The sequence below is a fragment of the Saccharopolyspora sp. NPDC045941 genome (genome assembly GCF_056431445.1).
The window spans coordinates 82,819-103,113 of the sequence record NZ_JBWKKU010000017.1 but is presented as its reverse complement, the minus strand read 5'-3'; the positions used below and the strand labels follow the sequence as shown (position 1 = coordinate 103,113).

Genomic DNA, 20,295 nt, shown 5'->3' with positions numbered 1-20,295 from the left:
ACGGGCCTCGGACCGGCTCCGCACACGTTGACCGGCGCGGCACCCTGCCGCGTCACAACGCGCATCGCCCGGCTCCCGGACGAGGATGCCGGTGGCGCCCGTTGCGTTCCTCGACCCCGTCTCACCCCGCAACGTTCCAGTACCCCACCACCGGCGAGTAGACCAAGGCGAGGACACCCTGCGCCCGCTGCGGACCCCGTTCACCACCGACGTGGCCGGTGATCGGTGATCGACGGCCACGACCAAGCAGCAGCACGAAACCTTCGTATCCTGGTGGCATGAGCGAAGTTTTGACGACGCGTCGCGCCTATGCGTCGGTCAAGCCCCGGATGCGGGGGTGGATTCACCTGGCCAGCGTGATCGGGTTCGCCGCCTCCGGCACCGTGCTCATCACCCTGGCCGCAACCAGCGGCTCGCCGACAACGGCAGTGGCCGTGGCGCTCTACGTGGCCGGGGTGCTCGGCCTGTTCGGTGTCAGCGCCGTCTATCACCTCATCACGTGGCGCTCGGAACGTGCCCGCACGTGGATGCGGCGGCTGGATCACTCGATGATCTTCCTTCTGATCGCAGGCACCTACACTCCGATCGGCCTGCTGGCCCTGCCAAGTGGCACCGGCCGCATCGTGCTGGGCGTGGTCTGGGCCGGAGCACTCGGCGGCATGCTGCTCAAGCTCGCCTGGCCCCATGCACCCCGGTGGGTCGGTGTCCCGCTCTACATCGCCCTCGGCTGGGTCGCGGTGTTCGTCCTCGGCGACCTGCTGCACACCGCCGGCGCAGGACTGGTGCTGCTGCTGGCCGGTGGCGTTCTCTACACCCTCGGGGCCATCTGCTACGCCACCCGGTGGCCCGACCCGTGGCCGAGCACCTTCGGATACCACGAGGTCTTCCACACCGCCGTCACCGCCGCCGCGATCTGCCATCACATCACCATCTGGCTCCTCCTCCCCACAGCAACCGCCACGCCCTGACGACCAAGCAGCCCAGGACCCCCGGTCTTGCGGCGCCGAGGCTTCCGTCAGGAGCTGGAGCAGGCCTTCGCCCACCACGCATCAGCCGTAACACCAGCGCAGCGATCACCCGCACTCCGCCTGCCGCTTTCACCAGCGGCTGTCGCCGGGAGCCAGCAGGCTGGTGACCTCTGCGATGGCCTCACCAGAGGGTTTGAAGTAGCGGCGGACGTTCTCCGGCTTCCTATGCCGGGACTTCGCCATCAACAGCAACAGGCTCGCGCCCTGCTCGCCGGGATGGGTCAGCGCCGAGTGGCGGAACTCGTGCAGATCCCACCCGGTACCCGGCCCCTGGAGCGCGGTGTGGGCGTCAAGAAGGGCGCGGGCCCGGCCGTAGGACAGCCGCGCCAGCTCGGTGTCCGGGCAGGTGTCGCGGGGGCCGAGGACCTTGCCGGAGCCGGGGCGGCGCCTGGTGAGGAACGCCGGGGCAGAAGGCGAGCGGTGCCGGCGTCCCAGTAGACGGTTTCCAGCACGACGTCCTCGCGGGCCTGGCCCCGGCGACGGGTCATCGCTCGCGCGCCCTTGGCCCTCACTCCGGCTCGGCGTCCGGCAAGGTCGAGATCCTCGATGTTGAGCCCGAGGATCTCGTCGGCGCGGGCGGCGGTTTCGTAGAGCATCCGGTAGAGCGTCTTCTCGCGGAGCGCGACCTCGCGACGTGCCACCACCCGATCGATCGCCAGCCGGGACCGCACCGGCGTCTCGGAATCCGGCGTCGCGAGCCGCTTGGTCCACCCCGGCACAGCCGGGGCCTCATGGCCGCGATCACGACACCAGGACAACCACGAACCCACCGCAGCACGGCGAGCGTTCCAAGTCCCCACCGCAGCCCGGCCCCACAGCCACTCCAGGGCCTCGCCGACCTCATCGTCGGCCACCACTGCGAGCGGGCGGTGCTCGCTCGCAGTGGTGGCCGACGGTCTTGCCGATCGCGGTGGTGTAGCCGCGGATCGTGTTCGGGTTCGCCAGCGAGTCGAGAAAGAGCTCCGCTGCCCGGCCCACGGTCAGCGCCGTGGTGTCGGTCGGCAGCGCAACGACGGTGGACACCCGGCTCTCCCCTTGCTGCAGATAACAGGGCCGCTTCACGTGCCGCTTCAGAGACGCCTGCGCAGGACGCGATCAGCGATAGGGCAGACAATAGAGCGCTATCTGTGCCAAGACTTCAAGAACCTGCCGAAGCCGGTGCCGCGTTGATCGGCGACCAGCAGGGACGAGGGCTTAGCGCCAGTTCCGATGTTCCTCAAGCCCCGACGCCTGGCCGACGGCATTCGGCTACCACGAGTTCTTCCACTTTGCGGTGTCGGTGGCGGCAATCTGCCACCACATCGCCATCTGGCTGCTCCTGGTCCCGTAAGCACCGCGCCGCATCGCGGAAGCGCTGCTGCCACACGCAAGGATCGTCGCGGTGATGCGACCACAGGCGACGGGCTTCGGTGCGCGTGAGCCACCGGCCGCACGTACGACAGCGCACTGGAGCCGCCTCGACCTCGTCCCGCATGCGTTCCGCGTGCGCTCCGACCTCCAGGCCCGCCACCAGACCCGACGACCACCCGGCAGCGCGGCAGGTGTTGAGAATCGAACCCTTCTCAACGTGATCAACAACTAGCCGGATCGTGACGCCGAACCGCCTCGGCCATGTCGGAAAACGTGTTGCAAAGCCGGACTGTCGATAACCCGGTCAGCGCCCTTTGTCGTACAGTCGGCGCGCTCGCGATCACGAAAGGTGCCGCCGATGCCCCACACTCCAGCCGAACTCGTCCTCGACGGCGACCCGCTCGACTCCATCGGTGGCGGCGCGCGCGTCGGCTACGCCCGGGTCTCCACCCGGATCAGAACCTGCGCCGCCAGGTCGACGCCCTCACCAACGCCGAGTGCATCCGGGTCTTCGAGGAGAAACTGTCCGGAAAGAACGCTGCACGGCCCGAGCTGTGGGCCTACCTAGACTACCTCCGCGAAGGAGACACCCTCGTCGTCCTGGAGCTCTCCCGCCTCGGCCGCAGCCTCGCCGATCTGCTGTCCCTGGTCAGCGGGCTCCGGAAGCGCGGCATCGGGTTCACCTCCCTGCACGAGAACCTCGACACCACCATCCCAGGCGGCCGCCTGGTCTTCCACGTCTTCGCCGCCCCGGCCGAGTTCATCCGCGAACTCATCGTCGACGGCACCCGCGAGGGCCTTGCCGCCGCCCGCGCCAACGGCGTCCGCCTCGACCGGCCACTGGCCATGCCCCGAACAGGTCCGCCACGCCCGCGCCCTGCTCGCCGAGCCCGACAACACCGTCGCCTCCATCGCCCGCCTGCTCGGCGTCTGCCGCTCCACGATCTACAAGTACGTCCCCGAACTCAGCACCAACCGAGCGATCGACCCCGGACCCGGCCCGGCAGCCAGCGCTTCCGAGCTAACCGTTGGTTTTTCGGCGCGTGCTACCGGGACGCCCATCGCAGCACCCGACGGAGTGATCCCACTTCGCCGCTGACAGCAGTTACGCTGCACTCCTCAACTGGCCCATTTCAGAGAGCACCTCTGGCCCGTTTCGCAGAGCGTCATCACGAGTACCTGGACTGGCGCGCCACCTACCTCGTGCTCGCCGCCGTGGTCGGGGTCGTGACGATCCCGCTGCACGCCGGTCTCACCTTGCCCTGGCCTGCGGACGGTCACCACGATCCCGCCTCAAGTCATGGCACTGCGGCTGTGATTGCCCGCAGTCGTGCGTTCGTGGCGCTGCTGGCGACCATGGCCATCGGTGGGTTCGGCGTCTACGCGGTGGTGATCAACCAGGTGCCGCTGCTGACCGAACGCGGCCTCGATACCCAGCTGGCGGCCTGGGCGTTGGGCCTTGGCGGCCTCGGTCAGGTTCTCGGGCGGCTGGGCTATGCGCCCCTGCAGCGCCACACCAGCGCCCGCGGGCGCACTGTGATCATCCTGGCCGCCTGTGCCGCGGCGACGGTGTTGCTCGGGCTCCTCCCGAGCCCGCCGCTGCTGCTCGTGGCCGCCGCGATGCTGGTGGGCATGACCCGCGGGGTGTTCACGCTGCTGCAGGCCACCGCCGTCAGCGACCGGTGGGGCACCGCCGCCTACGGACGCTTGTCCGGGCTGCTGTCGGCACCACTGATGCTGGCCATCGCCCTGGCCCCCTGGGGTGGGGCGTCCCTGGCACAGGGCTTGGGTGGCTACCCGGCCCTGTTCCTCGTTCTGGGGGTGATGACCGCGGTCGGGGCGCTACTGGCACTCGCCACCCGGCCCCAGCGTCACGCTCCCTAGCTTGCTGCAACGGTGTTGTTAGCTCGCGGCTGATGAACTTGTTGGCCCTGTGGGAAGGACACAACTCTGATCGAGGACCCCCGCAACGCTACTCGCCCCGGCGAGCCCGCTGGCGAGGTCAGCTGGGGAGCAGGCCTTCGAAGATCCGTTGGCCGAGCTGTTCGGCCTGTTCCGGTGCGAGGATCTCTCCGGGGATCTGGGGGTGGGCGTGTGTCCAGCTGTCTGCGTGGCACTGGGTTGTGAAGGCGTTGAGGTAGTCGCAGCAGGTCTCGGCTGAGGCCCCGTGGCCAGGCTGCGCACCGACGAACACCACTGCGGTGGCCGGGGTCCAGATGAACCGGCCGTTGGTAGCGGTCATGGTGATCGGGGCACCGTCGACCGGGTCGACGGTGGTGATCACCGCGTCGGTCCCAAGCATCGGCGGGATGCCCAGCGCGTCGATCACACACATCGCGGAGACCTGGGCTCCGCCGGCGAGCCGCACCCGGTGCGGGGTCGGGAGTGCCGAGAACGGATATGCGGCGGCGATCCCGCCGTCCGGGGCCAGCCGCACGACGTCGGCGTCGTGCAGTCGGCCCAGTACGTCGTCGACCCCGGCACCGCCTACAGCCTTGGCCAGCTCGCTGCGGGAGGGCGGGCCTCCTGTGGTGGCGAACGCGCGCAGGATCACGTGGTGCACAGCGCGCTCGACCGCGTCTGCCGGGGTCGCCCGCTCCCGTTGGCCCCGCAACACCTCTGCCTGGGCGGTGGATGTGGCGCAGCAGTCCCCCGCAAGGGACGAGACGAGGCGGGGAATGTCGCCCTCAACGTCGGCGATGCCCAGAGCCCGCCGCAGATCGGTCACCGACGGCGCTCCCAGGACGTGGCCATCGGCGTCTCGGTAGAGCCGGCACGACACACTCGGCGGTTGCCCCGGCTCGGCGAACGGATCAACCCCGTCCACCAGCAGTGTCGGGGAACCGGTCATGCCCACCGCAGCTGCCGTCTCAAGGTCCGACACGAGTCGATGCGCCACCTCGACCGCCTCCGGATGACCAATCACCGCTTGCTCCAGGCGCTGGTGCAGCAGCGCGACATTGGGACAATCCGGTACCTGCAGGATCTCCAGCCTCCTCGTGCATCCTCCCGGGGATTGTGCAGCGCATGCAACAGCGGGCACCGGCGGTCCGGGCGAGGCAGTTCGCAGGTGGCGGCGAGCTCAGCCAGCGAATCCTGCATGCGTTGCAGCTCGACGATCCGCCGCTCCAGCTCGGCCATCTTGGCCGTGGCCCGCCCGGGCCACATCGCAGTCCTGCGGACCCCCATCGGCCAGCGCTAGCAACTCACCGATCTCGTCGAGGGTGAACCCACGCTGCTGCGCCTGCTTCACGAACCGCACCACCTCCACCGCCCCGGCCGGATACACCCGGTACCCCGACGCCGACCGCGGCGGCCGCTCCAGCAGCCCCGACGTTCGTAGTACCGCAACGTCTGCACACTCACCCCGGCCACCTCGCCGCTGCGCACACTCCATTCTCAACCCTGTACCCCACAACAGGGTCAACCTCGCCCACTCCCTCCGGCGGCTCAGGGGCACGGCAGGTTAGCCGACTGCTTCGCGCTGCTGGAGCCCCTCGGCGATCGCGGCCACGGCCGCCTTCGCGGTCCGGCTGGCGCCGACAAGCGTGGCGGAGGCCCAGCCGGTCCAGTCCCCGTAGCCGAGCAGGTGCAGTCGCGGTTCCTGCAGGCAGCGGGTCCCCTCGGTGGGCACCGCGCGGTCACGCATCTCCAGTCCCAGGGGTGCGAGGTGGTCGAGGTGGGGGTGGAAGCCGGTGCACCAGATGATCGCGTCGCAGTCGAGTTCGCGGCCGTCGTCCCACGCGATCCCGTGTTCGGTGAGCCGGTTGAACATCGGCTCCGCACGCAGGACGCCGCGGTCTCGGGCATCTCGCACGCTGGGCACCATCACGATGTCGCCGAGACTGCGGGGCCCGCCGTTGTCGGGGATGCCGGCTCGGCGTGCGGCCTCGCGCTGGGTGGCCACGTCGAACAGCACCCGCCCGTCGACGTCGTCGGGCATCAACCGCGGCGACCGGCGGGTCGTCCACGTCGTTTCGGCCACAGTGGACACTTCGGCGAGGATCTGCGCTGCGGAGTTGCCGCCACCGACCACCACCACGCGCTGACCGGCGAACTCCCGCGGGGTGCGGTAGTCGATGGTGTGCAGCCGCCGACCCGCGAACAGCTCCCGGCCGGGGTAGGACGGCAGGTGCGGAGCGGCCCAGGTGCCGGTCGCGCTGATCACGACCCGGGCCCGCCACACTCCCCGGTCGGTCTGCACCGCCAGCCACGCGCCCGCATCGTGCACCCCCTCCGCTCGCACGGGCCGCTGCACCGGCAGCTGGTAGCGCTTTTCGTAGGCGGCGAGGTAGCCCACGACATGCTCGGCGGTGGGGAACTCTTCGCCGGGTTGTCGCGGCATCCACCATCCGGGCAGCGGGCTGTACTCGGCCGGGGAGAACAGCCGTAGCGAGTCCCAGTAGTGCCGCCAGGCGCCACCGGGTTCGGGCTGGTCGTCGAGGATGACGAAGTCCAGGCCCGCCCGCCGCAGGAAATACCCCGCCGCCAGACCGGCCTGACCGCCACCGATCACCACCACGTCCCGGACCTCGGCCACTCCCGCGCCTCCCCAATCTGCTCACGGCTACAGGGCCTCCTGGCGGCGTGGCGAGTCGCCGGTCACACTGCGGCAGGAAGGCTGCCACCGAGCTTGCGTTCTTATCTAGATGGATGTCAAGTTAGACGCATGTCGAACCAAGAGCTGCCGATCGTTTCGTGCGACGAGGCCGAGCCCTGTGCCAGCGCCGTGATGCGGGAGCCGCTGACCGCCGAGCAGGCCACCGAGCTGGCGAAAGTGTTCAAGGCGATCGGCGAGCCGGTGCGGTTGCGGCTGCTGTCGCTGATCGCTTCCCATGCCGGCGGCGAGGCCTGCGTGTGCGACCTCACCGACGCCTTCGACCTGTCCGGCCCGACGATCTCCCACCACCTCAAAGTCCTGCGCGAAGCCGGGATCATCGAGGGCGACCGGCGCGGGACGTGGATCTACTACCGCGTCCGCCCCGAGACCCTGCGGCTGCTGTCGGACTCCCTGGCCCCAGCGACGGACGCGGTGGTGACGGCATGAGCCAGAACGCTGACAACGCGGTGGTCGCGAAACTGTCCACTCTGGACCGTCTGCTGCCGGTGTGGATCGGCGCCGCCATGGTGGTCGGCCTGCTCGCGGGGCGGTGGATCCCCGGCCTCGGCCCGGCACTGGACACGGTGCAGCTCGACGGGGTCTCGCTGCCGATCGCCCTGGGCTTGCTGGTGATGATGTACCCGGTACTGGCCAAGGTCCGCTACGACCGGCTGGACACCGTCACCGGCGACAAGCGCCTCATGATCTCCTCGCTGGTGCTCAACTGGGTCCTTGGCCCGGCGCTGATGTTCGCCCTGGCCTGGGTCTTCCTGCCGGACCTCCCGGAGTACCGCATCGGCCTGATCATCGTGGGCCTGGCGCGCTGCATCGCCATGGTCATCATCTGGAACGACCTGGCCTGCGGGGACCGGGAAGCCGCCGCTGTCCTGGTCGCGTTGAATTCGGTGTTCCAGGTCATCGCCTTCGCCGCGCTCGGCTGGTTCTACCTCTCCGTGCTGCCGGGCTGGCTGGGCCTGCCCCAGGTCGGCCTGGATGTCTCGGCGTGGGAGATCGCCAAGAACGTCCTGATCTTCCTCGGCATCCCGCTCGTCGCCGGCTACCTCACCCGCAAGCTCGGCGAGAAGGCCAAGGGCCGCGAGTGGTATGAGGACCGGTTCCTGCCCAAGATCGGCCCGGTCGCCCTCTACGGGCTGCTGTTCACCATCGTGATCCTCTTCGCCCTGCAAGGGGATGCGATCACCTCCAACCCGCTGGACGTGGTCCGCATCGCGCTACCGCTGCTGGTGTACTTCGCCGTGATGTGGGCCGGATCGTTCGCGCTCGGCAAGGCCATCGGCCTGAACTACGAACGGTCGGCGACGCTGTCGTTCACCGCCGCGGGCAACAACTTCGAACTCGCCATCGCGGTGGCCATCGCGACCTTCGGCGTCACCAGCGGCCAGGCGCTGGCCGGTGTCGTCGGCCCCCTCATCGAGGTCCCGGTGCTGGTCGGGCTGGTCTACGTCTCACTGGCCGCTCGGCACTGGTTCAGTTCCACCTCCACGGAGGCCGACCATGTCCGCACCACCTAGCCACCACGACGCCGAGGAGTACCGGCCGACCAACGCCCAGGTCACCGCACTTCTCGATCACGCCGCTGCCGACCTGCACACCCAGTTCGAGGGTGTCTTCGCGACGGAAACCATCCACGCCGTCGTGCTCGAGACCTACCAGCAGTTGCACGCGACCGCCCGCGTGCATACCCACCTGACCACCCTGGCCACCCGGTTCGCTCGCGAGCGGCTGGCCGACATCGCCAAGAATCAAGGAGCCATCGTGCCCTCCACTCCCGAGGTCCTGTTCGTCTGCGTGCACAACGCCGGCCGCTCCCAGATGGCCGCCGCCCTGCTGCACCACCACGCCCAGGGCCGGGTGACCGTCCGCTCCGCCGGCTCCGCACCCGCCGACACCATCAACCCCGCCGTGCTCGAGGTGATGAACGAACTCGGTCTCGACCTGTCGCAGGAGTTCCCGAAGAAGCTCACCACCGACGCCGTCGAAGCCGCCGACGTAGTCATCACCATGGGCTGCGGCGACGCCTGCCCCGTCTTCCCTGGCAAGCGCTACCTGGACTGGGAACTCACCGACCCCGCCGGGAAGTCCATTGAGGACGTCCGTCCGATCCGCGACGACATCGACCGCCGCGTCCAAGCGCTGCTGGCCGAGCTGGTGCCCGAGGCCGCGAAGTGAGCAATTTCCGCAACGTGATCATTGTGGGCTCTGGCCCTGCCGGGTACACCGCTGCGGTGTACGCCGCACGGGCGGAGCTCGAACCACTCGTCTTCGAGGGCACCCAGGTGGCGCGTTGATGACCACTACCGAAGTGGAGAACTTCCCGGGCTTCCGGGAAGGGATCATGGGCCCCGACCTGATGCAGGAGATGCGGTCCCAGGCCGAGCGTTTCGGCGCCGAGCTGCGGGCCGAGGACGTCGAACGCCTCGACCTGACTTGGTAGATGAGGCGGCTTAACCTGCTGAACCGGGACTTCACCGCCAGCGCACCGAACGAGAAGTGGGTCACCGACGTCACCGAGTTCACCATCACCGACCGCAAGGTCTATCTGTCACCGGTGATGGACCTGTTCGACCGGCAGATCATCGCCTACTCGGTGAGTACCTCACCCAACCTCGCACTGACCCACTCGTCACTCCGCGACGCGCTCGCGACGCTGGAGGCGGGCCAGACACCGCTGGTGCACTCTGACCAGGGCTTCCAATATCAGCACCGCTCCTGGCGCCGGCTGCTGGCCGATGCGGGCGCGACCCAGTCGATGTCCCGCAAGGCCAACTGCCACGACAACGCCGTGATCGAGAGTTTCTTCGGGCACCTCAAGGAAGAACTCTTCCACCACACCCGCTACCTCAGCCTCGAGGCGTTCACGACCGCCCTGGATGACTACATCGTCTGGTTCAACACCACACGGGGCCACACACACTGCGAGGGCCTGAGCCCGGTGCAATACCGAGCCCAAGCCCTCGCTGCCTAAACTCTTACTTACCCGGTCCAACTTCCGGGGACCAGTTCATAGAAGCGGTGCCCTTTGGCTCCGGCGCCGGCGGAGAGCTTCTGCCAGGCCCGCTTCGGCAGCTTCTTGACCAGGACGTCGGCGCGGAACTTGCCCGCGCGGGTGGTGATCTGATGGTCGCAGGCGACGGCGAGGACATAGCCGATCTGCCGTCCCTCCAGCGTGGTCCGTAGATGCGGGTTGCCTCCGTAGACCTCGTCACCGGCTACCCAGGACGCGGGGACGTCGGCGTCCAACGCACGGCCGATCATGCGGGCAGCGAGCGCGGGTTTCGTGGCAAAGCCGACGGTGTCAGGGATCCCGGCCGCACGGCAGCGGGCCGTGTCCTGGGTCCAGGAGTACGGAACGTACAGTTCCCGGTCGATCGCCGCGTGCCCCCACGGGGTTGAGTAGGCGAGATAAACGGCCACCTGACTGTTCTCGACGCGTCCGGCGGTGCCGGTGTACTGACGCTGCACGCCCACCGTGGCGGTGCCCTTCTTCAGGTCGCCGGTCTCATCGACGACCAACACCACGTCGCGGTCGTGCAGCTGCTCGACGACGAAGCTGCGGATGTCGTCGCGGACCGCGTCGGCGTCCCATCTGGCCCTGGACAGCAAGTGCTGCAGGCCGTCCGGTTGCGTCCCCGGCGTACTCGGCGAGCGTCCAGCAATTCTTGCGTGGCAGGTCCGACAGCAGACCGAGCACCATCGCCCTCGCCCGGCGCCGCGGTTCCACCCGGGCGAACCGCCCCGCGATGCGGCCCATCAGGACCTCGAACCTGTCCTGCCACCGGGCAGGATCTATGCTGTGACCTGCGGCAACCGTCTGATCTTCTATCTTCACACACCGATGATCAACGGTGGCCTCACCGGTTCCCGGACCAACTCCAGAGCCTCGACAAAGTCGCGTGATGTCTGATTCTGAGAGGACCCTGGCGTGTTCAACTTCGGGATCGAAAGCTACCGGCCTCAATGGCTCAACGGTTGCTCCGCGGTCGTGGCAGGCCACGGTCAGCAGCTGCGCGCGCTCATCGGCCTCCCGTTGACCCATGCCTGGCTGGTCTGGGACGTTCAAGACAGCGAGTGGTTCCCCGACTGCCCAGTCCTGCTCGACTTCGCCGAAGAACAGGTTGAGATCAACCACGCAAAGTTCGACGACCTCTCGATCACCTGGAACACGGTCGACCCCCACCAGCCGGTCCGATGGCCCGACTTCGATCTCCAGTGGTGCCACGACATGCGCCCCGAGCTGCATGCCCTGCAGGGCCAGGTCCTTCAGGACGTCGAGCTCCTCGAATGGACCGGGAGCGACATGGCCCAGGGAACAGTCGCCGTCAGCTTCTGCTTCCCCCACAGCCAACTGACCATCTTCAACGCCCTCGACGAGAACGGGCTGACCTTCGGGCCACCGGAGTCGCGCTACCAGCGTCACTCACTGCGCTAACGCAACCGCCCCGAAACCGGGCACCCTCACGCGTGCCGAGGCCCCGGGACCGGCTCCGATCAGAAATCACGATCTACGGCTGGAGTACTAGGCATGCGATGCACCAAGGCTTGAGCGAGGAACGAACGAAGGCGCGGGAACAGCGGGACGTGGCGGTGCTACAGCGGTGCGGTCGGAGATTCGGTGCTTGGTCAAACTCTGCTCCGGGCCCAGGGAGTCCATAGTTAATCCATGTTTTATGGTCCGCTGCGGGGTGTGTTGAACCACGATGAACCACGTGTTGACGTCGGTATCGCCGCAGCTCAGCGCGATCAGCTACACTCCAGCACGGCAAGCCTTGGAAACGTCCAAGTTTCGGTTCGTATCCGACCGGAGGCACACAGCTTCCCTGGCCAGAGGCTGTTGGCATCTTCTGGGACTTGCTTGGCGGTGGGGGTATCCACCGTTCACTCATTGCATTGGTCCCTCGGCACGGGCATTGCTTTACGGCTACCGATCATGTGGATGCGTTCAGTAGTCGACAGTGAGCCGTGTCGGCTTCGCGCACGCGGAGATGGTTCCGCGAACCCCCGGAACAGTCGTGTGTCGGCCTTGCACCCGACGAGCGCCCGTTCGGGTTCAACATGTCGAGGCCGTCAACGAGTCTGGTGTCCCAAGGCTTTGAGGACATCGGAGATCCACACTAGAGCGTAGGGCGGGACCGGTTCTCCACGGGAGAGCAGCTGTGCGAGGTTGTTCCAGGATTCGGAGAGTTGGCCGACGGTCAGCTGTTCTGGGTCCGGTTGGGTGTAGATGTCGTAGGCGGCTTCCGGTGGGATCGACCAGAAGTAGTCCTTGTCGAGTTCGACGGTCTCGCCTGCCTGTTGTTGTAGGTTGTCCAGTGCCTGGTTGAGGACCTGGCGTAGGACCTCGACGGACACCACGGACTCGTCGTTGCTCATCGTGCACCCTTGTAGATCTTGTCGATGTTCTCCCGGAACGTCTGGATCTCTTTCTCCAGATGCCTGACACGGCCGTCGATGATCCGCTGGCGGACCTCGTCGTTCGGGGCGTTCTTGAGAATACCTTTGTTGTCGTAGGCTTCTGGATCGCGCTTGTAGGCGTCCAGCTTGTCTTCGTGTTCTTTGATGAGTCGTTCGTAGGACTCGACGGAACGCCGGTCTGACTGCGACAACTCTGACGGGTCCTGCGTTGCTTCATCCGCCGCCGCGTCTGACTCGTCGGTGTCGACGACTTCGGTGTAGTCATCGCCTGCCGCTTCGGCGCCCAAGCCGGCCATCGCGACCCCGATCATCCCCACGCCGGTTGCGATTCCAGCTGTGGAGACGGCGCCCAGTGGGACTCCGGCGACCGCGCCGACACCGGTGGCGTCGAGTGCGACACCGGCGGTCTCCCCGGCGGCGCTGACAGCCGTGAGCGCGGCACCCCCTACAACGCCGAGGACCATTTCGGGGTGGTTGAGCGCGGCGTTACCGAACGAGGCAACGGCATTGACCGCGGCGCCGGCGGCGTCGCCAATGACCTCCCCGGCTTGTGCCAGCCAGCTTCTTTCCGGGGCCTTGTCGCGTGCGCTGCCGACGACGTCGGAGGCTTGCTCGGCCGCAACCTCGAGCTGGCTGCGAGCGTTGTTGAGGATGTTGCGGGCCTGCTGCCGTTTGGCTTCGCCGGGGTCCTGGAAGGGGATGTTGACCGGGCCGGAACCCAGGGGCACTTGCTGCTCGGCCTGGGAGACCGCGCGGTCGTGCTGTTTCTTGGCGTAGTTGGTTTGGGCCTCGCCGGCATCCCAGAGCGCGATCGCTTCTCTGGCTTGCTCTTGTGCCCAGGCCAGGGTCCCGCTGTAGCGTTCCAACGCCTGGGCCGCCTGGTGGAAGCAGTCTCCGGCTTCGAGCCACTTCGTTGGCTCGCCATCGAAGGCTGACCGGAATTGCTCGGCTGCCTCGCCTTCCCAGCCTTCGGAGCTGTCGATGCGTTTGAGCCCGTCGCCTGCCTCGTGCAGGCTGTCGCCGTACGCCTTCATCGAGGCTGCGGTATCGCCGACTGCGTCCGGAAAGCCGGGAACGAGGGCTTTGGGGTCGGTGGTGGTTCCGAGTTCGGCCGCCACTACTGGGCCGCCGGGTCGTCGCCGCCGGCACGGTGCAGGATGCCCTCGAAGTGTGCTCGGGCGGCTTCGTCGGTGTGCCGGTAGGCCTGGACACAGTGATCGAGTCGCCCGGAGATCTCTTGAGTGTCCTCGGTCAGGTTGCTGACGCCTTCGTTCCAGCGGTCGCAGAACTCCGCGACGGTCGTGGCGAGCCGGTCGTGGCCGAAGGCGTCCGCTGGGCTGTCGATGTCGCTGACCTTGCGCCGGTTCATCGCGTTGATCGTGTCGCGCACGCCTTCCGATGCGTGAGTCAAGGCAGTCAGGTCGACGCGAAAGCCGTCCACCAACAAACTCCATCCTCGGCTCGTCTCCAGGTCATGGCACACCCTAGGCATGTCGAGAACGGGGCACGGCCGGTTGGTGATCATTCGCACGAACGGCGGAGCGCGGCACCGAGCTCTGGGGCCGGCGGGGGAGGTGAACAGGACACGTAGGTGGGCTGGCAACCGGTGTCCTCGTCGAGCCCGCGAACAACGAACAAGGCTGGACCGAACGAACCGCCGGGCGTGACCGGGTGGTGCCCTGTCGACTTCGATGGACTCATCCTTTCCGCCCGTGCGCGCGGCTGACATTCCAGGTCAACAAGGTCGACCCCTCGCATGCCGGGAATGGGTCTGCGGGCGCGAGGTGGATCGCGACGAAGCTGCGGTCGGACCCGCGCGTGGCGATGGTTCCCCGACTTACGTCACCGGGGCGGGCAGCTACCGATCGGCCCCACGCACACGCGGGACGGTCCCGTCGCGCCGGTGTTCGAGCTGCGACTGTCACTGTCGGCCCCGCGCACGCGGGGACAGCTCCGCAGCACTCGCATGATCTACACCTCTGCGGCCGTTGGCCCGCGCACGTGGGGATGTCTCCAGCAGGCAGTTGATGTGGACGTGTCAGCCGTGGTCGGCCCCGCACACGCCGGGGATGCCACTTTGCGGCGCAAGAAAGGGATCGGCGTGGCAACTAGGTCCGGAGGTTACCGGCTTCTCTGAGCGTCCAGCGGCGGTACGAGCCTGCGATCTGGACGGCGGCGGACCCGGGACGGTTGGAAAACCATGCCGGGTCCGGTGGCCGTCATTTAGCTGTAAGCGGCATCAAGCGCGGCGGCGGCAGCGGGGTTCTGTACGCCGCGGCCCATATACACGTTCTGGGTCATAGCCGGGTTGGCGTGGCCAAGCTGGTCGGCGATCTCGCGGGCGGTTTGCCCGGACATGTCCAGGATGGTGGCGACTGTCTTGCGGCCGACGTGCGTGGTGAAGCCTGGGTACTTGATGCGTTCCCGCATTCGGCGAACGGATCGCTGCATGTTGCTTGGGTGGCGCCAACCGAGCGTGCCAGACGGGAACACGGGATCGTTCTCATTGGCATCGATGGGTTTGCGCACTAGTAGTAGTGTATACAGGTAGTAGGGCAGCTTGATGACGCGCCTTGCTTTGAACGTCTTGCCCTCGTGCCGGACCAGTCCCTTTCCTGACACGGCGACGATGTTGCCCGAGACGAACAAATGTCCTGGTGGGATGATGTATGAGGTATCCTCAACCTGGATGTTCCATGTTTCGTCTGTGAGATTGAGGTCTCGCCATCGAACGGCGAGTGCCTCTCCGAATCTGGTTCCCGTGCCGAACAAGAACCGGATATAGTCGGGCAGGTCAGATTTCTTGGCAACCTTGTCGGCGTCGAGCTTGGCTAGAAAGTCCCTCAGTTGCTCGGCCGTCATCGCCACTGGCTTCTTGGTGGAGCCCTCGATGTCTGAGAGGTCGTGAACAGGGTTTCGTTTTATGGTCCCAGTTTCATCATTGCGGATGACGTACTGGATCACGCCGGACAGTACTGTTCGGATTCCTCGGCGTGTGTTGGCGGCGACCTCATCGTGCTCGAGCTTGGTCATAAATTTTTCGAGTCGATTGACGGTGCATTCGCGAAGAAGTAGGTGTCCAATTTCTGGAAAGACGTGCTTCTCTAGTCTTCCTTTGTAGCGGTCGTATGTAGTGCCTCGGCGGCGGGTCCGGATCTGGTCGAGGTAGAGCGCTGCGGCGTCCTTGAAGCGCGTGCCGGAGTCGAGCGCGGTCTGCTGACTGACTAGCTTGCCGAGCGCTTCGCGCAGACTCCGCCGTGCCTTCGTTTCGCTGCTGCTTCGGCGCTCCATTTGTCGAGTGACGCCGTCATGCGCCCGGTACTTGGCCATGGCGCGCCAGCTGGTGATCTTCGTCCCTGTAGGGATCTCCGCCTTGGGGACCCACTCGCCGTCGACTCTGCCGTGGATCCGGATCGAGCCCCAGGTGCCAAGCGGAAGTGGAGGGCGGGCCATGATCATCTCCCAAAAGGATGGGTTTAGGATGGGTGGCCCATGGTACGCCAAATGGCAGGCACAGCCGCGTATGGGCTGACCTGCACTGACGCGTGCCCCCGGTGCGACTCGAACGCACACTGGACGGATTTTGAGTCCGCTGCCTCTGCCGATTGGGCTACGGGGGCTTTCGTCGTCAGCATACGTGACCCTTGATCAACCACTCGATTCAGGGGTGTGCGGCACTTCTCCGGGCGGTTTGTCCTGGTTCGGGACCCTGGTGGTGGTGATCTTCGCGAGTTAGGTTCACAGCCTCTACTCCGGGTGGCCGGTCGAACACGGGGGGCCGTGATGGTCGATGAAACCAGGATCGAGTCCGCGACGGGCAGTGGCGACGACATCGGATTGCGGCGGAGCCTGAAGAACCGCCACCTCCAGATGATCGCGCTCGGCGGCATCATCGGCGCCAGCCTGTTCATCGGCAGCGGGGCGGTGATCTCCACTGTCGGGCCCGCGGCCGTGCTGTCCTACGCCCTGGGCGGGCTGATCGTCGTGCTCGTGATGCGGATGCTCGGCGAGATGGCGACCGCCGCTCCCACGCTCGGGTCGTTCATGGAGTACGCGCGGACCTCGCTGGGCGACTGGGCGGGGTTCACCATCGGCTGGCTGTACTGGTACTACTGGGTCGGCGTGGTCGCCTTCGAGGCCGTCGTCGGCGCCGAACTGCTGAACCCGCTGGTGCCGGTCGTGCCTCAATGGGTCATCTCGCTGGTGCTAATGCTGCTGCTCACCGCCACCAACCTGGTCTCGGTGCGGTCCTTCGGCGAGACCGAGTTCTGGTTGGCCTCCATCAAGGTCATCACCATCGTGATCTTCCTGGTGTGCGGGACGATCTTCGTGCTCGGGCTGTGGCCGGGCGCGGAGTTCTCGGTCGGCAACATCGCGCTGGACGGGTTCGTCGCCAAGGGCGGTTTCGCCGTGCTGCACGGCGTCGTCATCGTGATCTTCTCCTACTTCGGCACCGAGATCGTCACCATCGTTTCGGCCGAGTCGAAGGAGCCGGAGAAGGCCGTCGCCAAGGCCACCAAGGCGGTCGTGTGGCGGGTGCTGCTGTTCTACGTCGGTTCGGTGACCCTGCTGGTCATGATCACGCCGTGGCAGGAGATCCCCAGCGAGAGCAGCCCGTACGCCGCGGCCTTCGCCAGGTTCGGGTTGCCCGCCGCGGAAGTCGTGGTGAACGTGGTCGTGTTCACCGCGGTGATCTCGGTGCTCAACTCCGGTCTCTACACCGCCTCCCGGATGCTTTTCGCCTTGCAGCGGCGGAGTTTCGCGCCGAGCTGGGTGCGCGACATCAACCGCCGCGGCGTGCCGTGGAAGGCGATCCTGCTGTCCACACTGGTCGGTTACGTCGCCGTTGCCGCGAGTTACGTCTCGCCGGACACGATCTTCTACTTCATCATCAACTCCGCCGGTGCCGTCGCGCTGTTCATCTACGGGATGATCGCGGCCTCGCAGCTGCGGATGCGCCGCAGGCTGGAGCGGGAGGCGCCGGAGCGGCTGAAGCTGAAGATGTGGCTTTTCCCCTACTTGACCTGGGCCACGCTGGTCGTGATCGTCGCCGTGGTGGTCACCATGGGCGCCATCGAGGAGGTCCGATCGCAGCTCACGCTGAGTTTGATCAGCCTCGCCGCGATCCTGCTGATCTACGTCCTGTTCGTGCGGCGGCGGGTCGCGCGGGCTTGATCGTCGCGATGTCGCAATGGTCACGTCGCGTGTTTACCTCGGCGTGAAGTCACAGCCGGTAAGCTGCGGTTTCCCGATGCAGACCGCATCGGCGGACCCGATTTTTGGAGGATCCCGGTGACGACGCCGGCTGCCGAGGACACACGCGAGGCCAAGCCCGTCGAACGTCGCGTACTCGTGGCCGAGGACGAGGCGTTGATCAGGCTCGACCTGGTGGAGATGCTCCGCGAAGAGGGTTACCAGGTCGTCGGCGAGGCGGGCGACGGGCAGGAGGCCGTCCGGCTCGCCGAGGAGCTGCGCCCCGACCTGGTGATCCTGGACGTCAAGATGCCGAAGATGGACGGCATCGAGGCCGCTTCCAACATCGCCGGCGAGCGGATCGCGCCGGTGGTGATCCTGACCGCGTTCAGCCAGCGCGACCTCGTCGAGCGGGCGCGGGACGCGGGCGCGATGGCCTACCTGGTCAAGCCGTTCGCCAAGCGCGACCTGGTGCCGGCCATCGAGCTCGCGGTGTCCCGGTTCACCGAGGTGCAGGCGCTGGAGGCCGAGGTCGCCGACCTGACCGAGCGCCTCGAGGCGCGCAAGACCATCGAGCGGGCCAAGGGTCTGCTGATGAACAAGCACAACCTCTCCGAGCCGGAGTCGTTCCGCTGGCTGCAGCGGACCGCGATGGACCGCCGCACCACGATGAAGGCCGTCGCCCAGGCGGTGCTGGAGAACCTCTCCTAGTCCGGCGGCCCGGCGCCGGCCGCGGTTCGGCGGCCGACGCCGGGCAGCTCAGCGATGACCGGCGGCGTCCCACACCGGGCTGGTGGTGAAGTGCACGTCGTACCGGTCCTGGATGTCCTCCAGCGCCGACTCCGGCTCCTCTCCGCGAGTGATTCGCTGCAGCAGCCGGAAGAACTCGAACCGGTCGACGCCGGGCGTGATGTAGATGAAGATCTCCGCGGCGGAGTCCTCGGTCGCCGCGAACGCGTGCGGCACGCCGGGCGGCACCACCACGAAACCGCCCTTGCCGACGGTCTCGATCCGGTCGTCCAGCAGGATCTCCATGGCGCCGTCCAGGACGTAGAACACTTCGGCGGACGTCTCGTGGACGTGCGGGTGGGCGCCGTCCCCGCCCGCCGGAATGCTGATCAGGTTGGCGCCGGTGATGCCTCCGGTCGCGCTGCTGTCGGCCAGCAGCGTCTGCGTGGTGCCGGCCTGGATGATCTCTGCGTCGTCGGCGTGCACGACAACGGCTCGGGCAGTCATTTCCCCTCCGCAACGGGTGTGTGGTCCTTGCCGATCGAGTCCACATCCGGGGGCGGGGCCGAACAAGGCGCGATCACCACGCGCACCCATCACCGTTCATGATGGGAACGTGGAGATCAGGCAGCTGCAGTACTTCGTCGCGGTGGCCGAGGAAGGCGGGTTCGGCCGGGCAGCCGAACGCCTGAACATCGTGCAGCCCGCGGTGAGCCAGCTGGTTCGCAGGCTGGAACGTGAGCTCGGGGTGCAGCTGTTCGACCGGTCCACCCGGCAGATCCGGATCACCTCGGCCGGCGAGCGGCTGCTGCCGGAGGCGAGGGCGGTGCTCGCCGCCGCCTCGCGGGTGCTCGCGGTCGCCGGGGAGATCAAGGTCGGCACCGAAGGCGTCCTGCGGCTCGGCACCGGACGGGCCCCCGATCCACGTGTGTCGCGGCGGTCGACGACCTGGTCGTGGCGGCGCCGCGGCTGCGGGTGCGGATCGCCAAGTCGGGCCTCGCCGACCGGCTGGCGGCGGTCCGCTCCGGGGAACTGGACGCCGCCCTCGTGCGGGCCATGTCGTCGGCGCCCGGGCTGGAACTCGTCCCGCTGTGGACGGATCCGGTGTACGCGGTGGTGCCCGCGCGGCACCCGTTGGCCGACGAGGACGTGCTGAGCCTGGAGCAGCTCGCCGAGTTGCCGCTGCGCCTCGCGCCTCGCGACGCCAACCCGCCGTTCCACGACCTGATCACCGCCGCGCTGCGCGACGCAGGAGTCGAACCGCCCGTCGGGCCGCCGTTCACGCACCTGCAGGGCACGTTCGCCGATATCGCGACCGATCCCACCGCGTCGTGGACCGCGTTCTACCGCGCCGGTGATCTGCCGCCGGCCCGGCACGTCGCGATCCGTCCGCTGGCGGGCGTCGAGATCACCACGTCGCTGGCGGTGCCGCCGGGTCCGGCGGGGCCCGCGTTGAGGATGTTGCTGGACAGCTTCCGCGGGTGACAGATCACTGCCCCGGAGGCTGGTCGCGCAGGACGCAGGTCAAGCGCGCCGAGCAGGTCCGCCGGTCCTTCTCATCGGTGATCACGATGTCGTAGGTCGCCGTCGCGCGGCCCAGGTGCACCGGCGTGGCGACGCCGGTGACCACGCCCTCGGTGACCGCGCGGTGGTGCGTGCAGGTCAGCTCCAGGCCCACCGCGATCCGGTCGTCGCCCGCGTGCAGCGCGGCGGCGATGGAGCCCACGGTCTCCGCCAGCACCGCGTTCGCGCCGCCGTGCAGCAGCCCGTAGGGCTGGCGGTTGCCGGCGACCGGCATGGTGCCGACCACCCGATCGGGGGCCCATTCGACGATTTCGATGCCCATCAGCGCGGTGAGCTGCTCCTCGGCGGCCGTCAGCACCCGGTTCAACCGGTCGTTCTCGCTGGTCACAGCATTGCCGTCGTTGAGTGCGGCCACGCCTGGGTCCTCCTGTCGCCTCC

The 20,295-nt window shown here is 67.5% G+C and carries 23 protein-coding genes, 1 tRNA gene and 4 pseudogenes; 15 read left to right on the top strand and 13 right to left on the bottom strand.

From position 1 onward, the window contains the following. Positions 1-91: 91 nt before the first annotated feature. Complete coding sequence (locus tag AC07FN_RS16310) at positions 92-229, top strand: hypothetical protein (RefSeq protein ID WP_358582119.1); 138 nt, start codon at positions 92-94, stop codon at positions 227-229. 49 nt (positions 230-278) lie between these two features. Next, positions 279-968 (top strand): PAQR family membrane homeostasis protein TrhA, encoded by a 690-nt coding sequence (gene trhA / locus AC07FN_RS16305; RefSeq protein ID WP_478396344.1) that lies wholly within the window; start codon positions 279-281, stop codon positions 966-968. A 281-nt stretch (positions 969-1,249) separates the two neighbouring features. Here trhA and AC07FN_RS16300 read toward each other — a convergent pair whose 3' ends face one another. Continuing rightward, complete coding sequence (locus tag AC07FN_RS16300; protein WP_478396343.1) at positions 1,250-1,882, bottom strand: hypothetical protein; 633 nt, start codon at positions 1,880-1,882, stop codon at positions 1,250-1,252. After that, complete coding sequence (locus AC07FN_RS16295) at positions 1,869-2,051, bottom strand: hypothetical protein (RefSeq protein WP_478396342.1); 183 nt, start codon at positions 2,049-2,051, stop codon at positions 1,869-1,871. The genes AC07FN_RS16300 and AC07FN_RS16295 overlap by 14 nt, the downstream gene beginning before the upstream one ends. Positions 2,052-2,639: 588 nt before the next feature. On the opposite strand from AC07FN_RS16295, the pseudogene AC07FN_RS16290 reads away from it, so the two are divergent. From AC07FN_RS16290 to AC07FN_RS16280, 3 genes and pseudogenes are all read left to right on the top strand, one after another. After that, positions 2,640-3,143 (top strand): annotated as a pseudogene (locus AC07FN_RS16290) (recombinase family protein); the annotation flags it as partial. A gap of 34 nt (positions 3,144-3,177) precedes the next feature. Continuing rightward, positions 3,178-3,477: a helix-turn-helix domain-containing protein gene (locus AC07FN_RS16285; protein ID WP_478396394.1), complete on the top strand. Its 300-nt coding sequence runs from the start codon at positions 3,178-3,180 to the stop codon at positions 3,475-3,477. A 215-nt stretch (positions 3,478-3,692) separates the two neighbouring features. Next, positions 3,693-4,262 carry an MFS transporter gene (locus AC07FN_RS16280; RefSeq protein ID WP_478396393.1) on the top strand — a complete coding sequence of 190 codons (570 nt, stop codon included), beginning with the start codon at positions 3,693-3,695 and terminating at the stop codon, positions 4,260-4,262. Between the two features lie 118 nt (positions 4,263-4,380). Here the strand turns inward: AC07FN_RS16280 and AC07FN_RS16275 are convergent, their stop codons facing one another. From AC07FN_RS16275 to AC07FN_RS16265, 3 genes are all read right to left on the bottom strand, one after another. Further along, positions 4,381-5,304, bottom strand: coding sequence for an alkylmercury lyase family protein (locus AC07FN_RS16275; RefSeq protein WP_478396341.1), 924 nt, complete (start codon positions 5,302-5,304; stop codon positions 4,381-4,383). A 156-nt stretch (positions 5,305-5,460) separates the two neighbouring features. Continuing rightward, positions 5,461-5,775 (bottom strand): MerR family DNA-binding protein, encoded by a 315-nt coding sequence (locus AC07FN_RS16270; RefSeq protein WP_478396392.1) that lies wholly within the window; start codon positions 5,773-5,775, stop codon positions 5,461-5,463. A gap of 69 nt (positions 5,776-5,844) precedes the next feature. Continuing rightward, entirely contained in the window at positions 5,845-6,918 is a 1,074-nt protein-coding gene (locus AC07FN_RS16265) for an ArsO family NAD(P)H-dependent flavin-containing monooxygenase (protein WP_478396340.1), read from the bottom strand. 129 nt (positions 6,919-7,047) lie between these two features. Between AC07FN_RS16265 and AC07FN_RS16260 the strand changes: the two genes are divergently transcribed. The 5 genes and pseudogenes from AC07FN_RS16260 (at position 7,048) to AC07FN_RS16240 (ending at position 9,964) form a co-directional block, all read left to right on the top strand. Beyond that, positions 7,048-7,425, top strand: coding sequence for an ArsR/SmtB family transcription factor (locus AC07FN_RS16260; protein WP_478396339.1), 378 nt, complete (start codon positions 7,048-7,050; stop codon positions 7,423-7,425). Next, the gene (gene arsB / locus AC07FN_RS16255; protein ID WP_478396338.1) at positions 7,422-8,510 is read left to right on the top strand and encodes an ACR3 family arsenite efflux transporter; all 1,089 of its coding nucleotides are present in this window, start codon (positions 7,422-7,424) and stop codon (positions 8,508-8,510) included. Before AC07FN_RS16260 ends, arsB begins: the two co-directional genes overlap by 4 nt. After that, positions 8,494-9,168 carry an arsenate reductase ArsC gene (locus AC07FN_RS16250; protein ID WP_478396337.1) on the top strand — a complete coding sequence of 225 codons (675 nt, stop codon included), beginning with the start codon at positions 8,494-8,496 and terminating at the stop codon, positions 9,166-9,168. The genes arsB and AC07FN_RS16250 overlap by 17 nt, the downstream gene beginning before the upstream one ends. Further along, positions 9,165-9,427 (top strand): annotated as a pseudogene (locus tag AC07FN_RS16245) (FAD-dependent oxidoreductase); the annotation flags it as partial. The gene AC07FN_RS16250 and the pseudogene AC07FN_RS16245, both read left to right, overlap by 4 nt. 6 nt (positions 9,428-9,433) lie before the next feature. Next, positions 9,434-9,964 (top strand): IS3 family transposase, encoded by a 531-nt coding sequence (locus AC07FN_RS16240; RefSeq protein ID WP_478396336.1) that lies wholly within the window; start codon positions 9,434-9,436, stop codon positions 9,962-9,964. Positions 9,965-9,999: 35 nt separating this feature from the next. On the opposite strand, the pseudogene AC07FN_RS16235 reads toward AC07FN_RS16240, so the two are convergent. Further along, a pseudogene (locus AC07FN_RS16235) lies at positions 10,000-10,750 on the bottom strand (IS701 family transposase); the annotation flags it as partial. A gap of 171 nt (positions 10,751-10,921) precedes the next feature. Between AC07FN_RS16235 and AC07FN_RS16230 the strand changes: the two are divergent. Further along, entirely contained in the window at positions 10,922-11,428 is a 507-nt protein-coding gene (locus AC07FN_RS16230) for a hypothetical protein (RefSeq protein WP_478396335.1), read from the top strand. A gap of 635 nt (positions 11,429-12,063) precedes the next feature. Here the strand turns inward: AC07FN_RS16230 and AC07FN_RS16225 are convergent. From AC07FN_RS16225 to AC07FN_RS16205, 5 genes are all read right to left on the bottom strand, one after another. Then, positions 12,064-12,369, bottom strand: coding sequence for a hypothetical protein (locus AC07FN_RS16225; RefSeq protein WP_478396334.1), 306 nt, complete (start codon positions 12,367-12,369; stop codon positions 12,064-12,066). Continuing rightward, the gene (locus AC07FN_RS16220) at positions 12,366-13,529 is read right to left on the bottom strand and encodes a putative T7SS-secreted protein (RefSeq protein ID WP_478396333.1); all 1,164 of its coding nucleotides are present in this window, start codon (positions 13,527-13,529) and stop codon (positions 12,366-12,368) included. Before AC07FN_RS16220 ends, AC07FN_RS16225 begins: the two co-directional genes overlap by 4 nt. Next, entirely contained in the window at positions 13,529-13,852 is a 324-nt protein-coding gene (locus AC07FN_RS16215; RefSeq protein ID WP_478396332.1) for a hypothetical protein, read from the bottom strand. The genes AC07FN_RS16220 and AC07FN_RS16215 overlap by 1 nt, the downstream gene beginning before the upstream one ends. A gap of 782 nt (positions 13,853-14,634) precedes the next feature. After that, positions 14,635-15,870, bottom strand: a complete 1,236-nt coding sequence (locus AC07FN_RS16210; protein ID WP_478396331.1) for a site-specific integrase — start codon at positions 15,868-15,870, stop codon at positions 14,635-14,637. Between the two features lie 87 nt (positions 15,871-15,957). Beyond that, positions 15,958-16,031, bottom strand: a tRNA-Leu gene (locus AC07FN_RS16205). Positions 16,032-16,194: 163 nt separating this feature from the next. Between AC07FN_RS16205 and AC07FN_RS16200 the strand changes: the two genes are divergently transcribed. Both AC07FN_RS16200 and AC07FN_RS16195 read left to right on the top strand, forming a co-directional pair. Beyond that, entirely contained in the window at positions 16,195-17,586 is a 1,392-nt protein-coding gene (locus AC07FN_RS16200) for an amino acid permease (protein WP_478396330.1), read from the top strand. A gap of 117 nt (positions 17,587-17,703) precedes the next feature. Next, on the top strand, positions 17,704-18,315 hold the full coding sequence (locus AC07FN_RS16195) for an ANTAR domain-containing response regulator (RefSeq protein WP_093273187.1): 612 nt from the start codon (positions 17,704-17,706) through the stop codon (positions 18,313-18,315). A gap of 48 nt (positions 18,316-18,363) precedes the next feature. On the opposite strand, the gene AC07FN_RS16190 is transcribed toward AC07FN_RS16195, so the two are convergent. Next, on the bottom strand, positions 18,364-18,840 hold the full coding sequence (locus tag AC07FN_RS16190) for a cupin domain-containing protein (RefSeq protein ID WP_478396329.1): 477 nt from the start codon (positions 18,838-18,840) through the stop codon (positions 18,364-18,366). On the opposite strand from AC07FN_RS16190, the pseudogene AC07FN_RS16185 reads away from it, so the two are divergent. Together AC07FN_RS16185 and AC07FN_RS16180 are read left to right on the top strand one after the other, a co-directional pair. Then, a pseudogene (locus AC07FN_RS16185) lies at positions 18,740-19,075 on the top strand (helix-turn-helix domain-containing protein); the annotation flags it as partial. The gene AC07FN_RS16190 and the pseudogene AC07FN_RS16185 overlap by 101 nt on opposite strands. Before the next feature lie 212 nt (positions 19,076-19,287). Next, entirely contained in the window at positions 19,288-19,818 is a 531-nt protein-coding gene (locus AC07FN_RS16180; protein ID WP_478396328.1) for a LysR family substrate-binding domain-containing protein, read from the top strand. A gap of 4 nt (positions 19,819-19,822) precedes the next feature. Here AC07FN_RS16180 and AC07FN_RS16175 read toward each other — a convergent pair whose 3' ends face one another. Continuing rightward, a complete protein-coding gene (locus AC07FN_RS16175; protein ID WP_478396391.1) occupies positions 19,823-20,245 on the bottom strand; it encodes a PaaI family thioesterase in 423 nt (140 codons plus the stop codon). Between the last annotated feature and the right edge of the window lie 50 nt (positions 20,246-20,295).

Coding starts and splice junctions, on each gene's coding strand:
- trhA (WP_478396344.1), top strand. CDS start 279: ATGAGCGAAGTTTTGACGACGCGTCGCGCCTATGCGTCGGTCAAGCCC.
- AC07FN_RS16250 (WP_478396337.1), top strand. CDS start 8,494: ATGTCCGCACCACCTAGCCACCACGACGCCGAGGAGTACCGGCCGACC.
- AC07FN_RS16240 (WP_478396336.1), top strand. CDS start 9,434: ATGAGGCGGCTTAACCTGCTGAACCGGGACTTCACCGCCAGCGCACCG.
- AC07FN_RS16200 (WP_478396330.1), top strand. CDS start 16,195: ATGGTCGATGAAACCAGGATCGAGTCCGCGACGGGCAGTGGCGACGAC.
- AC07FN_RS16260 (WP_478396339.1), top strand. CDS start 7,048: ATGTCGAACCAAGAGCTGCCGATCGTTTCGTGCGACGAGGCCGAGCCC.
- AC07FN_RS16190 (WP_478396329.1), bottom strand. CDS start 18,840: ATGACTGCCCGAGCCGTTGTCGTGCACGCCGACGACGCAGAGATCATC.
- AC07FN_RS16270 (WP_478396392.1), bottom strand. CDS start 5,775: ATGGAGTGTGCGCAGCGGCGAGGTGGCCGGGGTGAGTGTGCAGACGTT.
- AC07FN_RS16210 (WP_478396331.1), bottom strand. CDS start 15,870: ATGATCATGGCCCGCCCTCCACTTCCGCTTGGCACCTGGGGCTCGATC.
- AC07FN_RS16225 (WP_478396334.1), bottom strand. CDS start 12,369: ATGAGCAACGACGAGTCCGTGGTGTCCGTCGAGGTCCTACGCCAGGTC.
- arsB (WP_478396338.1), top strand. CDS start 7,422: ATGAGCCAGAACGCTGACAACGCGGTGGTCGCGAAACTGTCCACTCTG.